Here is a 23,617-nt window from a genome sequence, read left to right as displayed (position 1 = left end):
CACCAAATTAATGAAAAAGAGAGGCAGAATTGTTGCCTTTTTTCTAGTAGTTATTGCTTTAGCAGTGACGATTGGAACAACGGTACCAGGAATTACAAAAAATATTAATCTTGGTTTGGATCTTCAAGGTGGATTTGAGGTCCTCTACGAAGTGGAACCTGTTGATAGCAGTCAGGAAGTAACGAGAGGCTTAATGGAAGGGACGGTTCAAACATTAAATGATCGCGTGAATCGTTTAGGAATAAGTGAAGCGGTTATTGATATTGAGGGTGAAGATCGAATTCGTGTCCAGCTCGCAGGAATTGAAAACCAGTCAGAGGCAAGAGATATGCTGTCCACCTCTGCTCAACTGTCCTTTCGAGATGTGAACGATCAAGAGCTATTAGATGGTACGGATGTAAAAGAAGGCAGCGCAAAGCAGGATTTCGATCCAAATACAAATGCTCCAATTGTAACTTTAGAATTAAAAGATGCAGCAAAGTTTGGAGAAGTGACAACACAAATCAGCCAAATGAATATCCCTGACAACAAGCTTGTCATATGGATGGATTTCCAAGAGGGGGATTCGTATGAAGAAGAAGCTTCTAAGAGTGAGCCAAAGTTTGTATCTGCACCAAATGTTAGTGAACCGTTACATACAACAAATGTAATGATCAGTGGTGATTTTACAGTTGAATCTGCGAAACAATTAGCGGATATTATTAATTCTGGTTCATTGCCAGTGCATATGACAGAAATATTCTCAACTTCAGTTGGTGCGCAATTTGGAGAGCAAGCGTTAAATCAAATGATTTTTGCTGGAGCTATAGGGATTGGTTTAATTGTATTGTTCATGTTAGTTTTCTATCGATTCTCAGGCTTCATTGCAACCATTAATTTAGCCTTCTATATTTATTTGGTTATATTAGTATTTCAGCTCTTAAATGGTGTCTTAACATTATCCGGAATTGCAGCCCTTATATTAGGGGTTGGTATGGCAGTTGATGCGAATGTTATTACATTTGAGCGTATTAAAGAGGAATTACGAATTGGAAAATCTGTTAAAGCAGCATTCAAAGCAGGAAATAAAAGTTCCTTTATGACCATCCTGGATGCAAACCTAACAACAATTATTGCTGCAGTCGTATTATTTATTTTTGGGACAAGCTCTGTTAAAGGGTTTGCAACGATGTTAATCATTAGTATTTTGATTAGCTTTTTAACGGCTGTCTTAGGAACAAGAATACTTCTTGGACTCTGGGTGCAAAGCGGATTCCTTACAAAACGAAAAACATGGTTTGGTGTGAAAAAGGATCAGATAAGAGATATTGCAGAAGAAGAAAAAGAACCTAGACTGTTCAATCGAAAAGTTAATTTCGTTCAACACCGTAATAAATTTTTCATTGGAACATCTGTGCTTGTTATCCTAGGTGCCATTTCTATCTTAATATTTCAGATTAATCCCGGAATTGATTTTACAAGTGGTTCCAGAGTTGAAGTTGTTTCGGAAAGCAGCTTGACTGCAGAAGAGGTAGAATCTGGATTTGAAGAGCTAGGACATGAGGTTAAATCAATCGTCCTGTCCGGTGAAAATAGTGAGCTTGCAGTAGCAAGATTTGATGGTGTTTTATCGGATACCGAGGTGGAAGAGGTTCGCGTTTATTTTAATGAACGATATGGACATGAGCCTAGTGTCAGTGTCGTTTCGCCAATTGTAGGGCAGGAACTCGTAAAGAATGCTATCTACGCAGTTGGAATTGCAGCGATCTTCATGATTATTTATGTCACATTCCGTTTTGAATTTTTCTTTGCAATAACGGCATTATTGACACTTCTGCATGATGTGTTTTTTATGCTGGCTATATTCAGTGTTGCACAAATTGAATTCGATATTACCATTGTTGCGGCAATCCTAACGATTGTGGGTTATTCCATTAACAATACGATCGTTATCTTCGATCGAATTCGAGAGAACATACGTAAGAAGAAACGTGTCAAATCGTTTAAGGAACTTACAACTATTGTGAATACAAGCATTATCCAATCCTTTACAAGAACAATGAATACATCAATTACTACAATTGTTGCCGTAATCGCATTCCTAATACTCGGAGCTTCTTCTATCACAAGCTTCGCATTTGCATTAACAATTGGGCTTGTTGCAGGAACTTATTCTTCCTTATTGTTAGCTTCCCAGTTATGGCTCGTATGGCGTGGTAAATCAGTAAAAGAAAAACCATTAGATTTCACGAAGAAAAAAGCGGCAGAAGGACCACAGGTATAATTAGACGGAGAATCCCTTGTCTTTAGAGTTAATAGACAAGGGATTTTTGCTTTAAGTTGATTGAAGTTTACCAAGAAAGGGTAATCTAACAAAATAGATAGACACAAGAAGGGAGAATAGTTATGACAAAAGGACAAACCTACGTTATTTTATCCATTATTTTCGTTATTATTGTAGCTGTTTTTGCTGTTACAAATGTGGATGCAGTCGAGGTGAACTATTTATTCTGGACGCAGGAATCCCCATTAATACTTGTTATTCTATTTTCGGTGTTAATGGGTGGGATTATAACAGCTTCTGTGGGCGCAATACGATTTTATCGTATACAAAGGGAACTCAAGCGATTAAAGGCCGAAAATACGAGATTGCTTGCTAAATCAGAAGAGAACGGTCAAACGGCTGAGCGCAAAAAAAGAAGTGATTTAACGAAAACAAAATAATTCTAATTGCTACCCCTGCCTGTCTCTAGTATAATAGATTAGTCAGGGGTGAAATCATGTTACAAAGTAAAGCAAATTGGAAATATACGTCACTACAAGAAGCAGCAGTAGATTGGGAAGACGATGCAGTTGCATTATCTCCAATTGTCAAACAACTATTGCAGCAAAGAGGAATAACGAGTATTGAAGAAGCAAGACAATTTTTATCACCTGATATTAAAAATTTACACAGTCCGCTTAAAATTGATTCAATTGAAAGAGCAGCAGGACGTGTACATAAAGCGATAGATAATGATGAAAAAATCTTAATTTATGGAGATTATGATGCGGATGGTGTCAGTTCAACTACAGTTTTAATAAAAGCTTTGGAAGAGCTTGGGGCGAATTGTGATTTCTATATACCAAACCGATTTACAGAAGGATACGGGCCGAACGAAGCAGCTTTTCGAGCAGCAGCAGAAAATGGATTCACATTAATTATTACAGTAGATACAGGCATTGCGTCCGTTTATGAGGCGCATGTGGCGAAGGAATTAGGAATTGATTTAATCATTACAGATCACCATGAGCCGCAAGAAGAATTACCGGATTGCTTTGCCATCATTCATCCAAAATGCTCAGAAGGTTATCCATTCCAAGAGCTTGCAGGTGTCGGTGTAGCATTTAAATTTGCCCAAAGTCTACTCGGCTATTTTCCGAAGCACTTGCTAGAGTTTGCTGCAATTGGAACAATAGCAGACCTCGTTCCACTCGTGGATGAAAATAGAGTACTCGCATTTTATGGATTGCATGCATTAACGATATCGCAAAATCCAGGAATTAAAGCCCTTAAACGGGTTTGTAAAGTTGAGGGCAATGTGACGGAAGAAGATGTCGGTTTCTTGATCGGCCCAAGAATAAATGCCGTTGGCCGACTGGAAAACGCTGATTTAGCAGTTCAATTGTTATTAACAGATGACGATGAAATTGCACAGGAAATGGCAGAAGAAATTAATGTGATAAATGACGAACGCAAAAAGATTGTAAATAACATTTTTCAAGAGGCACAGCAAATCGTGGAATCCTCTGCAACACACGATGTAATTATCGTTGCGAAAGAAGGATGGAATGAAGGCGTGCTTGGAATTGTTGCGTCCAAATTAGTTCGAAAATATGATCGCCCTGCAATTGTATTAACAATTAAACCAGAATTGAATACTGTTAAAGGTTCAGCAAGAAGCATACCTGCTTTTGATTTTTTCAAAAATGGGATGCGGATTAGAGAGTTATTTACACATTTTGGAGGACATGCACAGGCTGCAGGAATGACATTCCCACTTGATAATCTACCACTTGTACAAGAAAAGTTAGATACGTTTATTCGAGAAGAGCTTACAGAATCAGATTTTAAACAGGTAATTGAAATTAGTGCACAGCTAAAAGTGGAAGAAATCGATGAAGAACTTGTCCAAGAAATCGATAGACTCGCACCATTTGGTATGAAGAACCCTAAACCAGTCTTTGAATTGAAGGAAGCACCGGCTGATGCCAGGAAGATTGGTAGTGCAAAGAACCATCTGAAGCTTCTATTCAAAAAAAATGATCAAACACTAGATAGTATAGGCTTTGGTATGGGGGAATTGTACGAGCATATTTCTCCAAGTGCAGTATTATCATTAGTTGGAGAGCTTGGAATCAACGAGTGGAATGGTCATCGTAAAGCACAGTTTCTTATTGAGGATATGAAGATTGATGAATGGCAGTTATTTGATTATAGGGGAAAGAAAAATCGCAACGTGCACTTAGATACAAATAACGCATTTGTAATTACCACATCCAGTGAACCTGTTTATGCAGATGTTGAGCAAATTAACTATGATACATCAATTCATGCTTTGGAGGAAAAGCAAACACTGTATATTTATGACCTGCCGGCTAACCTTGCACAGCTAAAGGCTATTATAAAGCAAACAAAGCCGGTTAATATAGTTGCGTGTTATCATATTGAAGACAGTGCGTATCTATCAGCTTTTCCATCTAGGGAAGAGTTCGTTTGGTTCTACGCACTTGTTCGAAAACGAAAAGTGCTTGATTTAAAAACAGAGCTACAGACTATTATGAACCATAAAGGCTGGAGTAAGGATCGAATTATCTTTATTTCAAACGTGTTTTTTGAACTGGGATTTGTTAAAATAGAAAATGGAGTTATTGAGTTGGAGACAAATCCGGAGAAAAAGGATTTAAGTGACTCGAAGCTATATCAAGAACGGTTGAATAGAGCGGATATTGAGAAACAGCTTTATTATTCGAATTATGAAGAATTGAAAATGTGGATGGAAAGCTGTATGGATTACTTGAATATCCCCGAGGAGGAAGTAGTAAATGGATTATAAGCAACATATAAAAATTGTTGAAGATTGGCCAAAAGAAGGAATTAAATTTAAAGATATTACACCATTAATGGCGGATGGAAAAGCATATAAAGCAGCAGTAGATGAAATCGTAACATATGCGAAAGAAAAGCAGATCGATATTGTTGTTGGACCCGAAGCTAGAGGGTTTATTGTAGGGTGTCCAGTTTCCTATGCACTCGAAATAGGCTTTGCTCCTGTTCGAAAGGAAGGCAAGTTGCCGCGTGAAGTAATTAAAGTAGATTATGGTCTCGAATATGGTACGAATGTACTGACCATTCATAGAGATGCAATCAAACCGGGACAACGGGTTTTGATTACGGATGATCTGCTGGCAACTGGCGGAACAATTGAAGCTACGATAAAGTTAGTGGAAGAGCTCGGCGGTATCGTTGTCGGCTGTGCTTTCTTAGTTGAACTCGGCTACTTAAACGGTAAAGAAAAGCTAAAAGACTATGATGTATTAACATTAATGACATATTAAATTTTTTATAAGGTCTGACGTCTATTTCTCGTCAGACCTCTTATTATAGAGATTTTACAATGGACACATTATACGGAAAAGCATATAATTAAAAATATTTAAGGGTTTCGTATTCTATGTGCTACAATTGTTGAAGAATATCAATTATTAAATAATGCAGACGGCTAGTAAAGGTGATTTCATGGCAAAAGACGAAAATGTAACAATTAATGACATTATCAATATGGCAACAAAGTATCTAGCTACTGAGGATGTGGCGCTAATTAAACGCGCTTATGACTTTGCAAACGAGGCACACCATAATCAATTTCGAAAATCTGGCGAGCCATATATTATTCATCCAGTGCAAGTAGCAGGTATTCTTACTCAACTCGAAATGGATGCAGAAACAATCGCAGGCGGATTTTTGCATGATGTTGTGGAGGACACGGAAGTAACTCTTGCCGATTTAGAGCAAGCATTTAATGTTGAGGTAGCAATGCTTGTAGATGGTGTCACAAAACTCGGAAAAATTAAATACGAGTCGAAGGAAGTTCAACAAGCTGAAAATCATCGAAAAATGTTTGTGGCAATGGCGAAAGATATTCGCGTAATTTTGATTAAACTTGCAGATAGACTGCATAATATGCGGACATTGAAGCACCTTCCTCCAGAAAAGCAACGTCGAATTTCTAATGAAACCCTGGAGATTTTTGCGCCGTTAGCTCATCGACTGGGAATTTCAACTATTAAATGGGAATTGGAAGATACGGCTCTACGCTACTTAAATCCACAGCAATATTATCGTATTGTTCAATTAATGAAGCAAAAACGTGAAGAACGGGAATCATATATTAAAGAAGTAATTCAGGAATTAGCTGTCGAATTGAATGATGTCAATATTGAAGCAGAGATGTCTGGTCGCCCAAAACATCTATATAGTATTTATCAAAAAATGGTCAAGCAAAATAAACAATTCAATGAAATATATGATTTATTAGCCGTTCGGATTATAGTGGAAAGCATTAAAGATTGTTATGCAGTTCTGGGAATTATCCACACAAACTGGAAGCCAATGCCTGGAAGGTTTAAAGATTATATTGCAATGCCAAAGCAAAATTTATATCAATCACTTCACACGACTGTGATTGGGCCGAAGGGTGATCCACTCGAGGTGCAAATTCGTACAAAAGAAATGCATGAAATCGCAGAGTACGGAATTGCTGCTCATTGGGCATATAAAGAAGGAAAGCAAGTGAAGAGTGGGAAGAAATCATTTGAGGAAAAATTAACGTGGTTTAGAGAAATTCTTGATTGGCAAAATGACACCCATGATGCAGAAGAATTTATTGAATCTTTAAAGATCGATTTATTTTCCGATATGGTCTATGTCTTCACACCAAAAGGCGAGGTAATCGAACTTCCTTCCGGTTCCATTCCACTTGATTTTGCTTATAAAATCCATACTGAAATCGGAAATAAAACGATTGGTGCTAAAATCAATGGAAAAATGGAACCACTGGATTACAAGTTGGAAAATGGCGATATTGTGGAGGTTATGACATCAAAGCATTCTTATGGACCTTCTCAAGATTGGCTGAAGATGACGCAAACTTCGCAAGCGAAGAGTAAAATTAAACAATTTTTTAAGAAACAGCGTCGAGAAGAGAATGTAATTAAAGGAAAAGAAGCTGTTGAAAAAGAAATTCGGGCATTGAATATTGAACCGAAGGAAGTACTTGTTCCTGAGAATATGCAGCGCGTGTTTGATAAATTCAATTTTACTGGCGAGGAAGATATGTATGCAGCAGTCGGTTACCAAGGAATTACAGCTGCATTAATCGCTACCAGGCTGACAGAAAAAATCAGACAGACAAAGCAGAAGGTACAAGATTTAGAAACAACGCTCGAAGAAGTTAAAACGGAAACTAAAACACAGCGTTCGCATAAACGGGATTCTGGTGTAAAAGTTGAAGGTGTTGATAATCTTCTAGTTCGACTCGCGAAATGCTGCAACCCGGTTCCTGGTGACGATATTCTTGGGTATATTACGAAAGGTAGAGGTGTATCGGTACACCGTTCAGACTGTCCTAACGTACAAACACAGGAAGCAAAGGAACGCTATTTGCATGTAGAATGGGAAGAAGGCAACTCAGATCGTAAACAATACCATGTGGATATTCAAATTACAGGATATGATCGGAGAGGTCTGCTTAACGAAGTCCTTCAGGTTGTCAATGAGATGAAGACGAATATGACACATGTAAATGGTAAGTCTGATCGCAATCGAATTGTCGTTATACAAATTACAATACTCATTCATAATACAGGACATTTACGTAAGGTTGTTGAACGCATTAAGCAAATTAGAGATGTATATACAGTAACACGAACTGTTCAATAAATTGTGCTGATTGATTGGATTAAGGGAGTTTTTGATAATGAAGGCAGTAATACAACGAGCAAAAGATGCCAGTGTAACGGTAAAGGGTGAAGTTATAGGTGAAATAACCGATGGATTTGTCGTGTTACTTGGGGTGACACATGATGATACCATTGAAGATGTTCAGTATCTTGTAAATAAAATTGTTCATTTGCGTGTCTTTGAGGATGAGAATGAAAAAATGAATTTATCATTAAAAGACATTGGTGGAAGTATCTTGTCGATTTCCCAGTTCACGCTGTACGGTGATACACGAAAAGGAAGAAGGCCAAGCTTTATACAAGCTGCGAAACCAGATTTTGCAAATGAACTGTACATGTCTTTTAACGCATCGATTAAAGAGCAAGGAATTCCTGTGGAGACAGGTGAATTTGGTGCAATGATGGATGTACAATTAACAAATGTTGGACCTGTTACACTAATTATTGATAGCAAGGATAAATAGAAAAAATAAGGGAGGCAATCTAATCTGCCATCCCTTATTTTTTTATTAGGGAATTCATTAAACTGAATTTTTTAATGCTGTTATTCTGCAAGGTATTTAGCTAGACCCTGCATAATACCGTGTACAAGCTGTTGCTGATAAGTTTGTGTTTGTAGCTGTGCCTCTTTTTCAGGATTAGATATAAAACCAAGTTCTAGCAACACTGAGGGTTTAAGGTTTTGACGAATTACATATAAGTCACCCTCATGTATACCTCTGTCTCGTTCTCCACTTTCTTCAATTATGCCCTGTTGAACTTTTTCTGCTAGATTTTCACCCTGATCTGTGTAATAGAAGGTTTCGATACCAGAAACATTTGGGAATTCAGGGATGCTGTTATAATGGATACTTAAAAATGCATCCGTGTCGAGAATGTTGGAGTAGGTGATCCTGCTAGCTAGTGAAATGAATTCATCTTCCTTCCTAGTGAGAAGTACATTTGCCCCTAGTGCTAAAAGTTCTTTCTCGAGTTCATGTGCAGTTAAATAAGCGATATCTTTTTCATAAGATTCGGATGCGCCAATCGCACCCACATCACGTCCGCCATGACCAGCATCGATAACAATCGTTTTATTTTTCCATATATTACTGTTTGATTTAGTGTCTTTAGATTCGACAAGACTTTTCTTAACAAAGCCAGTAATCTCATCATTTGCAACTTCATACCAATTATTTGTAGCCGAAATAACTTCTAATTTAGTATCTTTTTCAGCAAAATGTACAATGGCATAATCCGTAGAAGGCCCTTCACGAAGCTGTGTATTATCATGCTGGATAATGATGCTATCCATATCACTATGTACTTCGCCTTCCTCTGTTTCATTCGATTGAGGTTCGGAAAGCGTAACGAATTCCAATGCAACCCAGCCGGTTTCATCTTCTAAATTAATTTCTACCCAATCGTTTTCTTGGCCAGTGACGGTAAATGTTTGACCAGAATCAAGTTTTCCAATGCTTTCATAGTCTGTACCTGGTCCACTACGGACATTTAAATTTGAAACATTTATGGTAGCTTCAGCTGCACGAACGTTAAATGGTTCCGATAGCAAGAAAAATACCGCTATAAATAAAAATAATATAATTTTTCTTGAATGCACGACGTTCCTCCCTAACCTTAAGTAGTTTATTTCATTTACTAAGTATAATAAAAATCTCATTTAAAGGCAAAGCTAGAGGTAAAGTGATGTACAATTATAAGGAGGAGTTCGTCCGTGCGAATGAATGAAAAACAATGGAACATTGGAAATCAAAAGGATATTTTATCTCCAGATTTACATCGATTTACCGAATTAGAAGGAAGGGGAACCAATCTGGAAATAGCAAGTGAGTTAGGAATTGCAATCGAAGATGTCAAATTATTAAAGAAAAAGCTGAATCGTGCTTGACAATCATTTCGGTTCCGCTTAATATAATAGACATTCCAATATATATTAAATACCGTTGAAGGAAAAAGTAATTGAAGTACCACTGGTGTAGAGAGAAAATGTCAATGGCTGTGAGCATTTTCCCAGATGGCTTAATGAAAGACACTCCTGAGGTTTTATATCGAAATAGAGTAGGTATGAACGTTTTGCAGGCGTTAACTGTGAAGAGCGGGTGCTGTTATTTTAGCATCAACTAGGGTGGCAACGCGGGAAAAATCCCGTCCCTTATTTTATATAAGGGACGGGATTTTTCTAATTTATTACAATTAATAAGGAAACAGGGGGTTTTGAGATGAGTATGAAGGCACCAAGAGGAACGGTGGATATCTTACCAAAAGACGCAGCCAAATGGCAATATGCAGAAAATAAAATTAAAGATGTGTGTGGTCGATTCCATTTTAAAGAAATCCGCACCCCTTTATTTGAACATACGGAAGTATTTCAACGCGGAGTTGGAGATTCTACAGATATCGTTCAGAAAGAAATGTATACTTTTGAAGATCGTGGAGGAAGAAGTCTTACATTACGCCCAGAAGGCACTGCATCCGTATCACGGGCATTTGTTGAAAATAAATTGTTCGGGGATCCAAATCAGCCAGTTAAACTATACTATTTTGCTCAAATGTTTCGTTATGAGCGTCCTCAAAAAGGGCGTATGCGTCAATTGAATCAATTTGGTGTAGAGGTACTTGGTAGTGCTGATCCAGCAGTTGATGCAGAAGTAATCGACCTTGCGATGACAGTATATAAAGAGCTCGGATTAACATCATTAAAATTAGTGATTAATTCACTTGGAGATAAAGAAAGTAGAGATAACCACAGACAAGCGCTTGTCAATCACTTTGAACCATATAAAGAAGAGCTTTGTTCGGATTGTCAAAAACGATTATCGCAAAATCCACTTCGTGTGCTCGATTGTAAAAAAGATCGTGATCACCCAACAATGAAAACAGCTCCTTCAATTCTTGACTATCTAAATGAGGCATCGAAAACCTATTTTGAGCAAGTTCAAGAATATTTAACGATAATGAATATCGATTTTGTAGTTGATCCAAATCTTGTTCGTGGACTTGACTATTATAACCATACTGCATTTGAAATTATGAGTGAAGCAGAGGGTTTTGGTGCTATTACAACGCTTGCAGGTGGTGGGCGATACAATGGTTTAATCGAGGATCTTGGAGGACCAGAAACCCCTGGAATAGGGTTTGGTATGGGATTTGAACGTCTGCTTATGGCACTTGAGGCAGAAAACATTGATATTCCAATTGATGAGAGTCTTGACTGCTTTGTTGTTGCAACCGGATCAGGTGAAGTTGAAAAAGAAGCAACACGACTCGTACATGAACTAAGAACGAACGGAATCCAAGTGGATAAAGATTATCAAGGTCGAAAAATGAAAGCACAATTCAAAGCTGCTGACCGTTTCCAATCGAAATATGTTTTAGTACTTGGAGATGAAGAACTTGAAAGGAAAACCATTAATTTGAAAGAAATGGAAACCGGACAACAATTAGAAGTGCCAGTAGAGAATCTAATTGAAGAATTGCGAAAAAGGCTTTTAGGAGGAAAATAGAATGAATGAAAGAATTTATACAGAAAAATTAACAGAAGCAATGATAGACCAGGAAGTACTCCTAAAAGGATGGACACAGAAGAGACGTGATTTAGGTGGTTTAATTTTTATTGATTTACGTGATAAATCAGGACTAGTTCAAGTTGTCTTTAATCCAGATAACTCACAGGAAGCATTAGAAATTGCGGAGCGGATTCGTTCGGAGTATGTTGTAGAAGTACGAGGAACAGTTGTTAAACGTGATGAATCAACAATAAATCCGAATATGAAGACCGGAAACATTGAGGTTGTTGCTTCATCCGTGACGATTTTGAATAAAGCGAAAACACCACCATTTGCAATCCAAGATGAGACTGATGTTTCCGAGGATGTAAGGTTAAAATACCGTTACTTAGATCTTAGAAGAAATGAATTACAGGAAACGTTCAAGCTGCGTCACAAAACAACCCAAATCATTCGGAACTTCTTGAATGACCATGAATTTTTAGAAATGGAAACACCAATATTGACAAAGAGCACTCCAGAAGGAGCGAGGGATTATCTCGTACCTAGTCGCGTGCATTCAGGTGAATTTTATGCATTACCACAATCACCACAGTTATTTAAACAGCTCATTATGGTAAGTGGATTTGAAAAGTATTATCAAATTGCTAGATGCTTCCGAGATGAAGACTTACGGGCAGATCGCCAGCCTGAATTTACACAAATTGATATTGAAACCTCCTTCCTGACGAGTGACGAAATCATGGAAATGACGGAAAGCATGATGCAGAAGGTTGTTAAGGAAGTAAAAGGCATTGATATTGAACTTCCTTTGCCTCGATTGCCATATGATGAGGCGATGGAGCGTTTTGGTTCTGATAAGCCGGATACAAGATTTGGACTTGAATTAGTCCAAGTATCGGATGTTTTAGCGGACTCAACGTTCAAAGTGTTCCAAGGGGCAATTGAATCAGGTGGGAAGGTTGCACTCTTAAATGTAAAAGGTAAGGCTGCTACCTTCTCTCGTAAAGATATTGACAAATTAACCGACTTTGTAAAGGTGTATGGTGCCAAAGGACTTGCTTGGGTGAAGGTAGAAGGAGACGAATTAAAAGGACCTATTGCTAAATTCATCACGGAGAATGAAAAATCAAGTCTTTTGGAAAAAGCGGAAGCAACAGATGGAGATTTGCTTTTATTTGTAGCAGATAAAACCTCTGTCGTATATGACAGCCTTGGAGCACTACGCCTGAAGCTAGCTAAACAGCTTGAGCTTATCGATGAATCAAAATTCAACTTTCTCTGGGTAACAGATTGGCCGTTACTTGAGTATGATGAGGAATTAGGCAGATATTTTGCGGCACATCATCCATTTACATCGCCAGTTGAGGAAGACCTAGGTAAATTAGAAACTGACCCAGCTAATGTTAAAGCAAATGCGTATGATCTTGTGTTGAACGGTTATGAGCTAGGCGGAGGATCGATTCGTATCTATCAGAAAGAACAGCAAGACCATATGTTTAACGTGTTAGGTTTTACAGAAGAAGAAGCTCAAGAACAATTTGGGTTCCTGCTTGAAGCTTTAGAGTATGGAGCACCACCACATGGTGGCATAGCGCTTGGTCTTGATCGGATTATCATGCTGCTTGCTGGTAGATCGAACCTGCGGGATACAATTCTTTTCCCGAAAACTGCCTCTGCATCTGATTTAATGACAAATGCACCAAGTGAAGTTAGTCATGCACAGCTAGATGAACTTGCTATCAAGCTTTCAGAGAAAAGTGCAACTAAATAATTTACAAACACTTTTACAATGAGTGCGGATATTACGGAAAGCAATTAAGCAATCCTTCCTAGATTGACCATGGCTAACAAGTCATTTTCAAACTAGGAAGGAAGAAATGATGAGTTCAAATTTAATAGTTGTAAATATTGAAAAAAATCATCTGGTGTGTTAAGATAAATTTACAAATCAGCAAATTTCATTTCAATCCTGATGTGTTCGTCTATTATAAGTATTTTGACCGAACAATTGTATACTTGGGAGCTCGTTCTTGTTTTTGTAGTGAATGCATGCCTTTATGATTATTCATTCCTGGAAGCATGATATCTATAAAACTGGGCACCCACCTGTCTGAAGCGGGATCAAAGCTCAAGATAGAACGGCACAATCGGGATTGACCGAATACATAAACGAGAAAGGAAAAAGGACCAAAGGGTCCTTTTTCCTTTCTCGTTTATATTAATTTGATCCATGAGCTAATTGTTCTAAGTTACCATTCTTATCCATTCGGAAGGCGGGAGCTGTACGACTTTCTTTATCATCGAGTACAGTCATTTTTCGGGCTCTGTCCATAATTTGAATGAAAGTCTGGTAATCTTCTTGAATTGAGACCAGTTGATCCTCTGTAGATGAAAGCTGTTTTTCTAGTTCTTGAACTTTTGATTTTAACAGGTTATTTTCTTTTTCAAGTGCCTCTGATACTGCTTTTGATTGAGAGGAAGCATTCGATTCCTTTTTTAATTCTCTTAAGTACTGAATCACCATATCAATGTTTAAGCTTGGTGCTTCTGCTGCAACAATAGAATGCGTATTAAGATTAGTTTCTACCACTTCTTTTACTGGAGACAATGAAATGGCAGGTACTCTTGTTTTCTTTGTCGAAGTAGATAATGCTCTTTTCTTTTCTTTTCGTTGTCTTTTTGCAAGATCGATAGCACTCTCATATTTTGACCTTACTTCGGCGTTCCAGCGGAAACCGCAAGCTGCAGATGTGCGATTTAAATGGTCTCCAACCTCATCAAATGCATTTAATTGTGTACTGCCCTCTCTAATATGGCGCAGCACTGTTTCTGCAAGTAGTAAATCATCTTCATGTGACCAAGCGTCTTGTCTAACTTTAACCAATATATTCAACTCCTTTTTCATAGTAGCACAACAATAGATTGCATGTTTTAAGTCTATTATTACCGCATAAAAAAGGAATTATACATATTGGGAAAATCTCTTATAGAGGTCGTTCAAAAAGTCCGGTGAAAATGACGCTTCGAGAACAGAGGATCTTCGACTACCTCCCGAGACGTCCTTTGTCGAACGTTGAAGTTACCACATTTTGCGGAAGGTCGTTGGCTTTCTTTACCTGTGTCAGATTGTCTGCTCAAAGCTACACCGGTCGAACTGCAGCGTACTTTTCATCCTTCTTTTGAATACGCACTTATAGGTTATTTTTTACTCTCACTCTGAATTTTATCATGAACCTGCTTTAATGCTTGTTCGAATTTACCACTATTTTTTGGTTGGTAGTAGTTTTTATTTTTGATAGAGTCAGGTAAATACTGCTGCTGAACCCAAGCCCCATCGTAATTATGTGGATATTTATAATCAATCCCTCGACCAAGCTTTGCTGCGCCAGTATAATGTGCATCTTTTAAGTGTGCTGGGATATCACCGCTTTTTCCACTTCGAATATCGGATAAAGCTGCGTCAAGCGCTTTATATGCCGTATTTGATTTGGGGGAAAGGGCAAGTTCAACAATCGCTACAGCTAATGGGATTCTAGCTTCAGGGAACCCAAGTCTTTCTGCAGCTTGAACTGCTGCAACAGCACGTGGACCAGCCTGTGGATTTGCAAGACCAATATCTTCATAGGCAATGACAATCATTCGACGGGCGATACTATCAAGGTCACCTGCTTCAATTAATCTGCCTAAATAGTGCAGCGCAGCATTAACATCGCTTCCACGAATTGATTTTTGGAAAGCAGAAAGCACGTCATAGTGTGCGTCGCCATTTTTATCATGTGAAAAACTTTTCTTTTGCATGCATTCTTCAGCTGTGTCCAAATCAATTATAATTTGGTTATCGTTATTTTCAGGCGTGGATGCGACCGCCAGCTCCAGTCCGTTTAAAGCAGATCTTAAATCGCCATTAGCTGAATTCGCAATATGGTCAATTGCCGGATCTGTAATAACAATATCTTTATTTCCATAACCATTTTCACTATTTTCCAAAGCACGGTGAATCGCAGTTTTTACATTTTCTGAAGTTAAACCATGCAATTCAAATAAATGACATCGACTACGAATTGCTGGATTAATTGAATGATAGGGATTGCTTGTCGTACAGCCGATTAATGTTACTAAATTGCTTTCTAAATGAGGCAGCAGGAAATCTTGCTTTGCTTTATCTAAGCGATGTACTTCATCAAGTATTAAGACGACCTGTCCCATCATCTTTGCTTCTTCGACTACTATTTCCATATCTTTTTTCTTGTCAGCAACTGCGTTAAGCATTTTAACTGGAAGACCGACACTTTTAGCAAGTGCATATGCCATGGAAGTTTTCCCCGTTCCAGGTGGTCCAAAAAGAATCATCGATGCTAATTGGTTGGCTTGTACCATTCGATTTATGATTTTTCCTTCGCCGACAAGGTGTTCCTGTCCAATAATATCTGTAACTAATTCAGGTCTCATTCGAAATGCGAGAGGTTTTTGTTTCATTTATATCTCCCTTTATATATAATTAATTAATTGTATTAGGATTGCTAAAATGCAAGACCTACTCCATTCATGCTATAATAACAAATATTATAAACGAATGGGCGTTTGAAAGAAACAGAGGTGCATAATAGATGAAAATTTCAACTAAGGGTAGATATGGTTTAACCATTATGATAGCTTTAACAAAAAAGCACGGGGATGGTCCTTTATCGTTAAAGGCAATTGCCCAAGAAAATAACTTATCGGAGCATTATTTAGAACAACTTGCTTCACCGCTACGAAATGCCGGATTGATTAAAAGTATCCGTGGTGCATATGGTGGATATATTTTATCGAAGGAACCGAAGGAAATTACGGCAGGGGATGTTATCCGTGTTCTGGAAGGTCCCCTTACAATTGTGGAGGGAATTGAAGATGAGCAACCTGCACAGCAAGCGTTGTGGTTACAAATTCGTGATGCGGTAAAGAACGTTTTAGATAATACCACTTTAGAAAATTTAGCAAATCATGATGATGATGAAGTGCAGGATTCTTACATGTTTTATATTTAAGGACAAAAGCGGAAGCGCCGGGGTAACGATATATGGACTCCCCGTACTTAGGGGTAGCCTGGCTTGTCGATCATTCTTGCGGAAGTGAGGTCAGTCTCGCTTGTCGTTGGGCGCTAAGCTGGAAGCAGAAAGGAAATGTATTATGGAACCAATTTATTTGGATCATGCTGCAACAACGCCAATGGATGAGGAAGTTATTCAAGCAATGCTTCCAGTATATAAAGAAAGTTTCGGTAACCCATCAAGTGTGCATTCTTTTGGAAGAAAAGGACGTCAGATACTTGATGAAGCTAGGCGTGTTATGGCGTTAAGCATTAACGCGAATGAAAAAGAAATTACCTTTACAAGTGGAGGGACCGAAGCAGATAACCTCGCGCTTTTAGGAACGACGTTAGCAAATCGGCAAAAAGGAAATCACATTATAACAACGGTACAAGAGCATCATGCAGTACTTCATACAGCTGAAGAGCTTGAGACCCTTGGTTTTGATGTTACGTATCTTCCGGTGTATGAAAATGGAAAAATACGGATTGAGGATGTACAAGCTGCATTAACAGAACAAACGATTCTTGTGTCAATAATGTTTGTCAATAATGAGACGGGAATTATTCAGCCGATTAAGGAAATAGGAGAACTTCTGCATAACCATCAAGCATATTTCCATACAGATGCCGTACAAGCATATGGTTTAATTGATATAGATGTGAAGGAATTGGGAATTGATATGCTTACGGTTTCTTCGCATAAAATAAATGGGCCAAAAGGTATCGGTTTCTTGTATGCAAATGAAAAAGTCATGTTAAAATCACTGCAACATGGTGGGGAACAGGAACGTAAACGTCGCCCAGGGACGGAAAATGTTGCTGGTGCTTTTGGTTTTCAAAAAGCTGTTGAGCTAGCAATGGAAAATAAAGTGAGCAGGAAAGAACAGTATCAGGCATATAAAGAGCTATTTATTCGAACGTTAGAAGAAAATGGAGTACAATTTGAAGTGAATGGAGACATGCAAGCGGCTATAGCTTCGATTATTAACATTAGCTTTCCAGGAACAAATGTTGAAGCACTTTTAGCGAATTTCGACTTAGATGGAATTGCGGCTTCTAGTGGCAGCGCATGTACGGCAGGAAGCGTTGAACCGTCACATGTATTGACCGCTATGTTTGGAAAGGATAACCCATGCACAACGAATTCGGTTCGATTCAGTTTCGGCATTTTTAATACAGAGGAAAATGTGAAAGAAGCAGCTAAACGTGTTTCTCGAATCGTCAAACGATTAACAGCATAAAGTTAAATTTTGACATGGGGATCTTTACAACCTCATTGAATGTTAGTTGAACGGATTAAACCCGTAACCTCAAGTACTTGGAACAACCTCTATAAAGGATAGTGAAGAAAATGAAAAATAATAAAGATACACGTGTCGTAATTGGCATGAGTGGAGGTGTTGATTCATCTGTAGCTGCATTGCTTTTGAAAGAACAAGGCTACGATGTTGTTGGCATCTTTATGAAAAACTGGGATGACACAGATGAATTCGGTGTTTGTACGGCTACGGAGGATTTTGATGATGTCGTCCGCGTCTGTAATCAGCTGGATATTCCGTATTACTCTGTAAACTTTGAAAAGCAATATTGGGACAAAGTGTTCACATATTTTCTTGATGAATATAAAGCTGGACGTACACCAAATCCAGATGTTATGTGTAATAAAGAAATTAAATTCAAAGCGTTTCTCGATCATGCTTTGGCACTTGGTGCAGACTATTTAGCTACTGGTCATTATGCACAAGTACGTGAAATAGATGGACGTGTCGAAATGCTTCGTGGAGTAGATGACAATAAAGATCAAACATATTTCTTAAATCAATTATCATCCGATGTTTTAGAAAAAGTGATGTTCCCACTCGGCCATTTACCAAAATCCGAAGTAAGGAAGATCGCAAAGGAAAACGGTCTTGTTACGGCTGATAAAAAAGATTCTACTGGTATCTGTTTTATTGGTGAGCGGAATTTCAAAGAATTTCTTAGCGAATATTTACCGGCACAGCCTGGTGAGATGCAAACATTGGATGGCATGGTAAAAGGTCGTCACGATGGTTTAATGTACTATACAATTGGACAGCGTCAAGGTTTGGGGATCGGCGGTTCAGGGGATCCATGGTTTGTTGTGGGGAAAAATTTGAAAGAAAACATTTTGTATGTTGAACAGGGCTTCAGTCACGAAACACTTTACTCAGATGCTTTAGTTGCAACAGATGTTAACTGGATAAACCCGGATGTCATTACTGAAACGTTTACATGTACAGCAAAATTCCGTTATCGTCAAAAAGATAGTAATGTAACAGTTACTGTTCAAGAAAACGGAAACGTTTATGTGGAATTTGCTGAAAGCGAACGTGCGATTACTCCGGGACAAGCAGTCGTATTTTATGATGGAGATATTTGTCTTGGTGGAGCTACAATCGATCAAATTATAAAAAATAATCGCGCATTGGATTATGTTGGTTAAGTAAGGAGTTTTATCGTGGACAAGAATGCACAAGCAATACAATATATGAAAGAACAAAATTTTGAAGAAGCAGCAAAGTTATTCAATGAAGTGATTGAAAAGCATCCAAATGACGCAGTTGGTTATATAAATTTCGCCAATTTGTTAATGCAAGTGAATGAAAATGATCGCGCACTGCTTTTTTTAGAAAGGGCAGTTGAATTAGATCCATCGGCTGCTACTGCTTATTATGGATTAGGTAATCTATATTTTGAACAGTCTGCATTTCCAAAAGCGCAGGCCAATTTTCAAAAAGCAATTGAGTTAGGATTAGAAGAAAGTGATGTCTATTTCATGCTCGGTATAACTTTGCAAAGTCAAGAACAACCACGCCTAGCATTACCCTATTTATTAAGGGCAACGGAACTAAATCCGGATGATGAAGAAGTGCTTTTCCAATATGGGCTTTCGCTCGCACAAAGTGATAGTTTAGCTGATGCAGAGGCGATCTTTAAACGGGTACTTGAAATCAATCAGGCACATAGTGATGCCCATTACAATTTAGGCGTTATTTCATTGTTTAATGAAAAGGTGCAAGATGCATTGAAACATTTTGATGAAGCATTACGCATTCAACCAGACCATCTGCTTGCATTAAACGGTAAGCAAAACGTGGAGCAGTTTATAAACGAAAACAAGAAATAAAAGGTGTAGCTTCCAGTTTAGCGATTTACGAATAACTTCCTCATTTAGTGAGATTTGCCGTATCGACCGTCCCATCGAAGAAGATAGCGACCCAAAAAATTGTATGGTGTCGATGTTTGCATCATGGGACATGCGGTGAGGGGGGTCTGGAGCTGAAATAAGATAGTGGGGTTGTTTCAAATGGAACAGGATCAACAAACAATAGATGAACGAGGGTATATTAAAGGTGAAATTTTGTATACCATTTTTCATAATGAAACAGAACATTTTTCTATCATTAAGATCCGAGTTCAGGATACAAATGAAGATTTTAAAGAAAAAGAGATAGTTGCAAAAGGCTATTTTTCCAACCTCCAAGAGCAAACCCCCTATTTCTTTTATGGAACGTTTGAAAGACATGCCAGGTTTGGACTGCAGTATAAGGTTTCTTCCTATAAAACGATTGTACCAAATACAAAGGATGGTTTAGTAGCCTATTTATCAAGCGATCTCTTTTATGGTGTTGGGAAAAAGACTGCGGAACGAATCGTTGAGCATTTAGGCGAAACAGCAATCACCAAAATTTTGAATGATGGAAGTATTTTGCAGGGAGTTCCAGGACTAAAAAAAGAAACTGCTGAACGTTTAGCATCGAGTATACAGGAGAATCAAGGATTTGAACATGTTGCAGTTTATTTGGCCAACTATGGTGTTGGTTTAAAAATGGCACAGCGTATTTATAAAGAATATAAAGATGAAGCTATTGAAGTTTTAGAAGAAGATCCGTACCAGTATGTGTTCACAATAGAAGGATTTGGGTTTCGGACAGCAGATGACATCGCAAAACAGAATGGATTATCAATGATACACCCAAACCGAATTGGAGCTGGGTGTATTTATATCCTGCAAAAATGTATTCAGGATGGTCATGTATATCTTCCCATAGAACTTTGTGTAGACCAAGTTGGAGAGCTACTTAGCATCCATTCCGAAGAGGTTCGTATTATTACTGAACAAATGGAAGAATTGAATAAAGAGAAGAAAGTTATCATGAAAGATAATAAGGTGTACCTACCTTCGCTTTATTATGCAGAAGATGGCTTTGCAGCGAATTTAAAACGGATTATGGAGAAGCCCATTAAAGATGAAACACCGCTAGCTGAAATGATGAAAATAACGGGTGATATTGAAGAATCGGAAGTACTTAGCTATGGGAAAGAACAGTTTTCTGCGATTAATCAGTCGTTGCATTCAAAAGTAATGATTCTAACCGGTGGACCTGGAACTGGAAAGACAACGGTTATTAAAGGGATTTTAAAAGCATATGCGACAATACATGATGTTTCACTTAATCCGAAAGATTATGATGATCCAGCTGAATTTCCATTCGTTTTAACTGCGCCAACAGGCAGAGCTGCAAAACGCTTGAATGAGTCGACTGGTCTTCCAGCACTGACCATTCATAGACTACTGGGTTGGAATGGGAGCAATGGGTTCAATAAGGATGAACAAGAACAGCTATCCGGAAAAATTCTAATTGTTGATGAGTTTTCCATGGTAGATATTTGGCTTGCGAACAGTTTATTTAAGGCAATTCCAGATGAAATGCAAGTATTGCTTGTTGGTGATGAAGACCAGCTTCCATCTGTTGGACCTGGACAAGTATTAACAGATTTATTAAATAGTAAATTACTACCGCTAGTTCGTCTGAATGAAGTATACCGCCAAAAAGAAGGATCGAAAATCATTCAGCTCGCACATGAAATAAAAAATAATCAACTGACAGTCCAATCGTTACAGAATGATAAAGATTTTAGTTTTATTGCATGTAATGAACATCAAATGCTTCAAGTAGTAACATCAATTTTCACAAAGGCTAAAGAGAAAGGACTTGATGTCAAGGAGATTCAAGTATTGGCTCCTATGTATCGAAGTCAGGCAGGGATCACGATGATTAATCAACAGTTACAGCAGTTGATTAATCCAAAAACAAAAACGAAGCGGGAAGTAAAGTACCATGATGTGGTTTACCGAGTTGGAGATAAAGTGATTCAGCTTGTCAATCAACCAGAGGATGGCGTATATAATGGCGATATTGGAGAAGTTGTTGCTATTTTTCGAGAGGAAGAGAATGTAGATAATGTGGAGCAGGTTGTGATTGCTTTTGATGATAAAGAAGTTGTTTATGAACGAAACAACTATATTAATTTTACACATGCTTATTGTATTTCGATTCATAAGTCACAAGGCAGTGAATTTCCAATTGTAATTCTTCCGGTTGTATCAACCTATTATCGAATGCTGCGAAAAAATTTATTGTACACAGCAATTACGAGAAGCAAAGAGTCTTTAATTATTTGTGGTGAACAACAGGCATTTTTAAAAGGGATTCAAACAATTGATACAAATAAACGCTATACGTCCTTGAAAGGGCAATTAAGTGGAAGAATGAAAGATTTGAAAATGGAAGAATCCGAAGAAGTGGATGAGGAAGAAATCTCACCGTATGATTTCATGTAATGAAGGTATAAAAAATATACAAGCGGGCAAGTATAGTAGCGTAATACTCGAAAAGGAGTTAAAATCATGCTACGATGCCCGAACTGTAATGGAAAAGACATTGGAAAGATAGGAACACAGGATTATTATTGCTGGACTTGCTTTATTGAAATGACAGTGACAAGCAATGAATTAATGGTGCATCAAATCGAAGCTGATGGAAGCTTAAGCTCATTGGATGATTTGTTTACCAAAGAGGAAAGAAAATTACCATAAACACTCCTGGCTTAGGATAGCGAGATAATACAAAATGCCCCCGAGGAGTGTTTATCATGGTTGAGGACAAAAAGCGCTTTCGATTACTGTATTGGCTATTAATTGGGATTGTGTTATTTATATTTTCCTTTCTACTTGTAAAAACAATGCCATATTACGAAGCCTTTTTTTCATTTTTATGGAAGCTTTTCATTCCGTTTTTAATTGCAGCATTAATTGCATATTTGCTTCATCCATTAGTGGAAAAACTACATGAGTGGAATATCCATCGAGGTCTAGCGATCCTGTTAATCTATTTAATATTTTTTGGCGGGGTTGGTTATTTATTTTACAAAGGATATCCAGCTATTGTTCACCAGGTCCGTGATTTAAACGAAAATCTCCCTGAATTTATTCGCATGTATGAAAGCTGGATTTATCAAGTATACAGCTATACTTCGTTTTTACCTGAAACAGTACATGACAAAATTGATCAGCTGATAGCAACTTTAGAAACTTCCTTGGATAATTTACTTGGTAGGCTTGCCTTAGGCTTTACACGAATTTTCGACATGATTCTTATTATAACGGTTATACCAGTACTCGTTTTTTACTTCATCAAGGATTATGTGAAGATCGAATCTTTTTTTATGTGGTTTATTCCAAATAAATATAAGGATGAAGCGGCTGAATTATTGAGAGAAGTTGATAAAGGACTTGGAGGCTATATTCGAGGACAGCTGATAGTCAGTTTATTTGTTAGTATTGCATGTCTAATCATTTTTAAATTGCTTGATGTTAATTACGCGCTGCTTTTAGCGATTGTAATGGGAGTTACAAATATTATTCCGTATTTCGGACCAATCATTGGTGCAATCCCTGTGGTGATGATTTCCTATACAATAGGGGGGAACACTGTAATATTTGTGATTATTGCTATTTTTGTCATTCAAGTAATCGAAGGGAACCTTTTATCTCCGTATATTATGGGGAAAACGGTTAAAATTCATCCTGTAGCAATCATCTTTGTTTTATTATTAGGTGGTCAATTATTTGGGGTCTGGGGTATGATATTGGCTGTCCCTGCATTAACGATTTTAAAAGTGATTGCCATACAGTTTGTTTCTCTACGGTCTAATCATTGACAATGCAACAAAAGTTTTTTATAATTACGCT

19 protein-coding genes, 1 other RNA gene and 1 other annotated feature are annotated in these 23,617 nt (G+C 37.8%); of the genes, 17 read left to right on the top strand and 3 right to left on the bottom strand.

All coding sequences use genetic code 11. The annotated features are described in order from the left end of the window. Nucleotides 1-10 precede the first annotated feature (10 nt). From secDF to dtd, 6 genes are all read left to right on the top strand, one after another. Nucleotides 11-2,263: a protein translocase subunit SecDF gene (gene secDF / locus NYE61_RS03640; RefSeq protein WP_095307156.1), complete on the top strand. Its 2,253-nt coding sequence runs from the start codon at nt 11-13 to the stop codon at nt 2,261-2,263. Nucleotides 2,264-2,385: 122 nt separating this feature from the next. Continuing rightward, nucleotides 2,386-2,703, top strand: a complete 318-nt coding sequence (locus NYE61_RS03635; RefSeq protein WP_095307155.1) for a lipopolysaccharide assembly protein LapA domain-containing protein — start codon at nt 2,386-2,388, stop codon at nt 2,701-2,703. Between the two features lie 56 nt (nt 2,704-2,759). Next, nucleotides 2,760-5,075, top strand: a complete 2,316-nt coding sequence (gene recJ / locus NYE61_RS03630; protein ID WP_303447344.1) for a single-stranded-DNA-specific exonuclease RecJ — start codon at nt 2,760-2,762, stop codon at nt 5,073-5,075. Then, nucleotides 5,065-5,577, top strand: a complete 513-nt coding sequence (locus NYE61_RS03625) for an adenine phosphoribosyltransferase (RefSeq protein WP_095307153.1) — start codon at nt 5,065-5,067, stop codon at nt 5,575-5,577. The genes recJ and NYE61_RS03625 overlap by 11 nt, the downstream gene beginning before the upstream one ends. 181 nt (nt 5,578-5,758) lie before the next feature. Continuing rightward, nucleotides 5,759-7,960 (top strand): bifunctional (p)ppGpp synthetase/guanosine-3',5'-bis(diphosphate) 3'-pyrophosphohydrolase, encoded by a 2,202-nt coding sequence (locus NYE61_RS03620; protein ID WP_095307151.1) that lies wholly within the window; start codon nt 5,759-5,761, stop codon nt 7,958-7,960. Nucleotides 7,961-7,997: 37 nt separating this feature from the next. Then, nucleotides 7,998-8,444 carry a D-aminoacyl-tRNA deacylase gene (dtd, locus tag NYE61_RS03615; RefSeq protein WP_303447342.1) on the top strand — a complete coding sequence of 149 codons (447 nt, stop codon included), beginning with the start codon at nt 7,998-8,000 and terminating at the stop codon, nt 8,442-8,444. Nucleotides 8,445-8,524: 80 nt separating this feature from the next. Here dtd and NYE61_RS03610 read toward each other — a convergent pair whose 3' ends face one another. Continuing rightward, on the bottom strand, nt 8,525-9,580 hold the full coding sequence (locus NYE61_RS03610) for an N-acetylmuramoyl-L-alanine amidase (RefSeq protein WP_095307149.1): 1,056 nt from the start codon (nt 9,578-9,580) through the stop codon (nt 8,525-8,527). A gap of 114 nt (nt 9,581-9,694) precedes the next feature. Here NYE61_RS03610 and NYE61_RS03605 point away from each other — a divergent pair, with 114 nt between their 5' ends. The 4 genes from NYE61_RS03605 (at nt 9,695) to ssrS (ending at nt 13,647) form a co-directional block, all read left to right on the top strand. Further along, nucleotides 9,695-9,868 carry a hypothetical protein gene (locus NYE61_RS03605; RefSeq protein ID WP_158586224.1) on the top strand — a complete coding sequence of 58 codons (174 nt, stop codon included), beginning with the start codon at nt 9,695-9,697 and terminating at the stop codon, nt 9,866-9,868. A gap of 46 nt (nt 9,869-9,914) precedes the next feature. Continuing rightward, nucleotides 9,915-10,136 (top strand) — a binding site (T-box leader). 63 nt (nt 10,137-10,199) lie between these two features. Next, nucleotides 10,200-11,483 (top strand): histidine--tRNA ligase, encoded by a 1,284-nt coding sequence (gene hisS / locus NYE61_RS03600; protein ID WP_303447339.1) that lies wholly within the window; start codon nt 10,200-10,202, stop codon nt 11,481-11,483. Nucleotide 11,484: 1 nt separating this feature from the next. Then, nucleotides 11,485-13,260, top strand: coding sequence for an aspartate--tRNA ligase (aspS, locus tag NYE61_RS03595; RefSeq protein ID WP_303447337.1), 1,776 nt, complete (start codon nt 11,485-11,487; stop codon nt 13,258-13,260). A 192-nt stretch (nt 13,261-13,452) separates the two neighbouring features. Further along, nucleotides 13,453-13,647, top strand: a non-coding RNA gene (gene ssrS, locus NYE61_RS03590) — 6S RNA. Between the two features lie 60 nt (nt 13,648-13,707). Here the strand turns inward: ssrS and NYE61_RS03585 are convergent. Then, nucleotides 13,708-14,373, bottom strand: coding sequence for an RsfA family transcriptional regulator (locus NYE61_RS03585; RefSeq protein ID WP_303447335.1), 666 nt, complete (start codon nt 14,371-14,373; stop codon nt 13,708-13,710). 314 nt (nt 14,374-14,687) lie between these two features. After that, entirely contained in the window at nt 14,688-15,965 is a 1,278-nt protein-coding gene (locus tag NYE61_RS03580; protein WP_303447333.1) for a replication-associated recombination protein A, read from the bottom strand. Between the two features lie 131 nt (nt 15,966-16,096). Here NYE61_RS03580 and NYE61_RS03575 point away from each other — a divergent pair, with 131 nt between their 5' ends. The 7 genes from NYE61_RS03575 (at nt 16,097) to NYE61_RS03545 (ending at nt 23,586) form a co-directional block, all read left to right on the top strand. Beyond that, nucleotides 16,097-16,516, top strand: coding sequence for an Rrf2 family transcriptional regulator (locus NYE61_RS03575; protein ID WP_095307143.1), 420 nt, complete (start codon nt 16,097-16,099; stop codon nt 16,514-16,516). 142 nt (nt 16,517-16,658) lie between these two features. Then, a complete protein-coding gene (locus NYE61_RS03570) occupies nt 16,659-17,801 on the top strand; it encodes a cysteine desulfurase family protein (RefSeq protein WP_303447330.1) in 1,143 nt (380 codons plus the stop codon). Nucleotides 17,802-17,911: 110 nt separating this feature from the next. Continuing rightward, the gene (mnmA, locus tag NYE61_RS03565) at nt 17,912-19,024 is read left to right on the top strand and encodes a tRNA 2-thiouridine(34) synthase MnmA (protein ID WP_095307141.1); all 1,113 of its coding nucleotides are present in this window, start codon (nt 17,912-17,914) and stop codon (nt 19,022-19,024) included. A 15-nt stretch (nt 19,025-19,039) separates the two neighbouring features. Further along, the gene (locus NYE61_RS03560; protein WP_095307140.1) at nt 19,040-19,708 is read left to right on the top strand and encodes a tetratricopeptide repeat protein; all 669 of its coding nucleotides are present in this window, start codon (nt 19,040-19,042) and stop codon (nt 19,706-19,708) included. 180 nt (nt 19,709-19,888) lie between these two features. Then, entirely contained in the window at nt 19,889-22,207 is a 2,319-nt protein-coding gene (locus NYE61_RS03555; protein WP_303447327.1) for an ATP-dependent RecD-like DNA helicase, read from the top strand. Between the two features lie 66 nt (nt 22,208-22,273). Then, nucleotides 22,274-22,462 carry a hypothetical protein gene (locus tag NYE61_RS03550; RefSeq protein WP_095307137.1) on the top strand — a complete coding sequence of 63 codons (189 nt, stop codon included), beginning with the start codon at nt 22,274-22,276 and terminating at the stop codon, nt 22,460-22,462. Nucleotides 22,463-22,518: 56 nt separating this feature from the next. Continuing rightward, complete coding sequence (locus NYE61_RS03545; protein WP_095307136.1) at nt 22,519-23,586, top strand: AI-2E family transporter; 1,068 nt, start codon at nt 22,519-22,521, stop codon at nt 23,584-23,586. Nucleotides 23,587-23,617 lie beyond the last annotated feature (31 nt).

The sequence above is a fragment of the Oceanobacillus sp. FSL W7-1304 genome (assembly GCF_037969805.1).
Taxonomy (GTDB): Bacteria; Bacillota; Bacilli; order Bacillales; family Amphibacillaceae; genus Oceanobacillus; species Oceanobacillus profundus.
The sequence above is the reverse complement of the archived record's forward strand: the minus strand, read 5'-3'. Positions and strand labels throughout refer to the sequence as shown.

What these genes read in the sequence shown, in the direction of transcription:
- secDF (WP_095307156.1), top strand. Translation starts at nt 11, where the DNA reads ATGAAAAAGAGAGGCAGAATTGTTGCCTTTTTTCTAGTAGTTATTGCT.
- NYE61_RS03635 (WP_095307155.1), top strand. Translation starts at nt 2,386, where the DNA reads ATGACAAAAGGACAAACCTACGTTATTTTATCCATTATTTTCGTTATT.
- recJ (WP_303447344.1), top strand. Translation starts at nt 2,760, where the DNA reads ATGTTACAAAGTAAAGCAAATTGGAAATATACGTCACTACAAGAAGCA.
- NYE61_RS03625 (WP_095307153.1), top strand. Translation starts at nt 5,065, where the DNA reads ATGGATTATAAGCAACATATAAAAATTGTTGAAGATTGGCCAAAAGAA.
- NYE61_RS03620 (WP_095307151.1), top strand. Translation starts at nt 5,759, where the DNA reads ATGGCAAAAGACGAAAATGTAACAATTAATGACATTATCAATATGGCA.
- dtd (WP_303447342.1), top strand. Translation starts at nt 7,998, where the DNA reads ATGAAGGCAGTAATACAACGAGCAAAAGATGCCAGTGTAACGGTAAAG.
- hisS (WP_303447339.1), top strand. Translation starts at nt 10,200, where the DNA reads ATGAGTATGAAGGCACCAAGAGGAACGGTGGATATCTTACCAAAAGAC.
- aspS (WP_303447337.1), top strand. Translation starts at nt 11,485, where the DNA reads ATGAATGAAAGAATTTATACAGAAAAATTAACAGAAGCAATGATAGAC.
- NYE61_RS03580 (WP_303447333.1), bottom strand. Translation starts at nt 15,965, where the DNA reads ATGAAACAAAAACCTCTCGCATTTCGAATGAGACCTGAATTAGTTACA.
- NYE61_RS03575 (WP_095307143.1), top strand. Translation starts at nt 16,097, where the DNA reads ATGAAAATTTCAACTAAGGGTAGATATGGTTTAACCATTATGATAGCT.
- NYE61_RS03570 (WP_303447330.1), top strand. Translation starts at nt 16,659, where the DNA reads ATGGAACCAATTTATTTGGATCATGCTGCAACAACGCCAATGGATGAG.
- mnmA (WP_095307141.1), top strand. Translation starts at nt 17,912, where the DNA reads ATGAAAAATAATAAAGATACACGTGTCGTAATTGGCATGAGTGGAGGT.
- NYE61_RS03555 (WP_303447327.1), top strand. Translation starts at nt 19,889, where the DNA reads ATGGAACAGGATCAACAAACAATAGATGAACGAGGGTATATTAAAGGT.
- NYE61_RS03550 (WP_095307137.1), top strand. Translation starts at nt 22,274, where the DNA reads ATGCTACGATGCCCGAACTGTAATGGAAAAGACATTGGAAAGATAGGA.
- NYE61_RS03545 (WP_095307136.1), top strand. Translation starts at nt 22,519, where the DNA reads ATGGTTGAGGACAAAAAGCGCTTTCGATTACTGTATTGGCTATTAATT.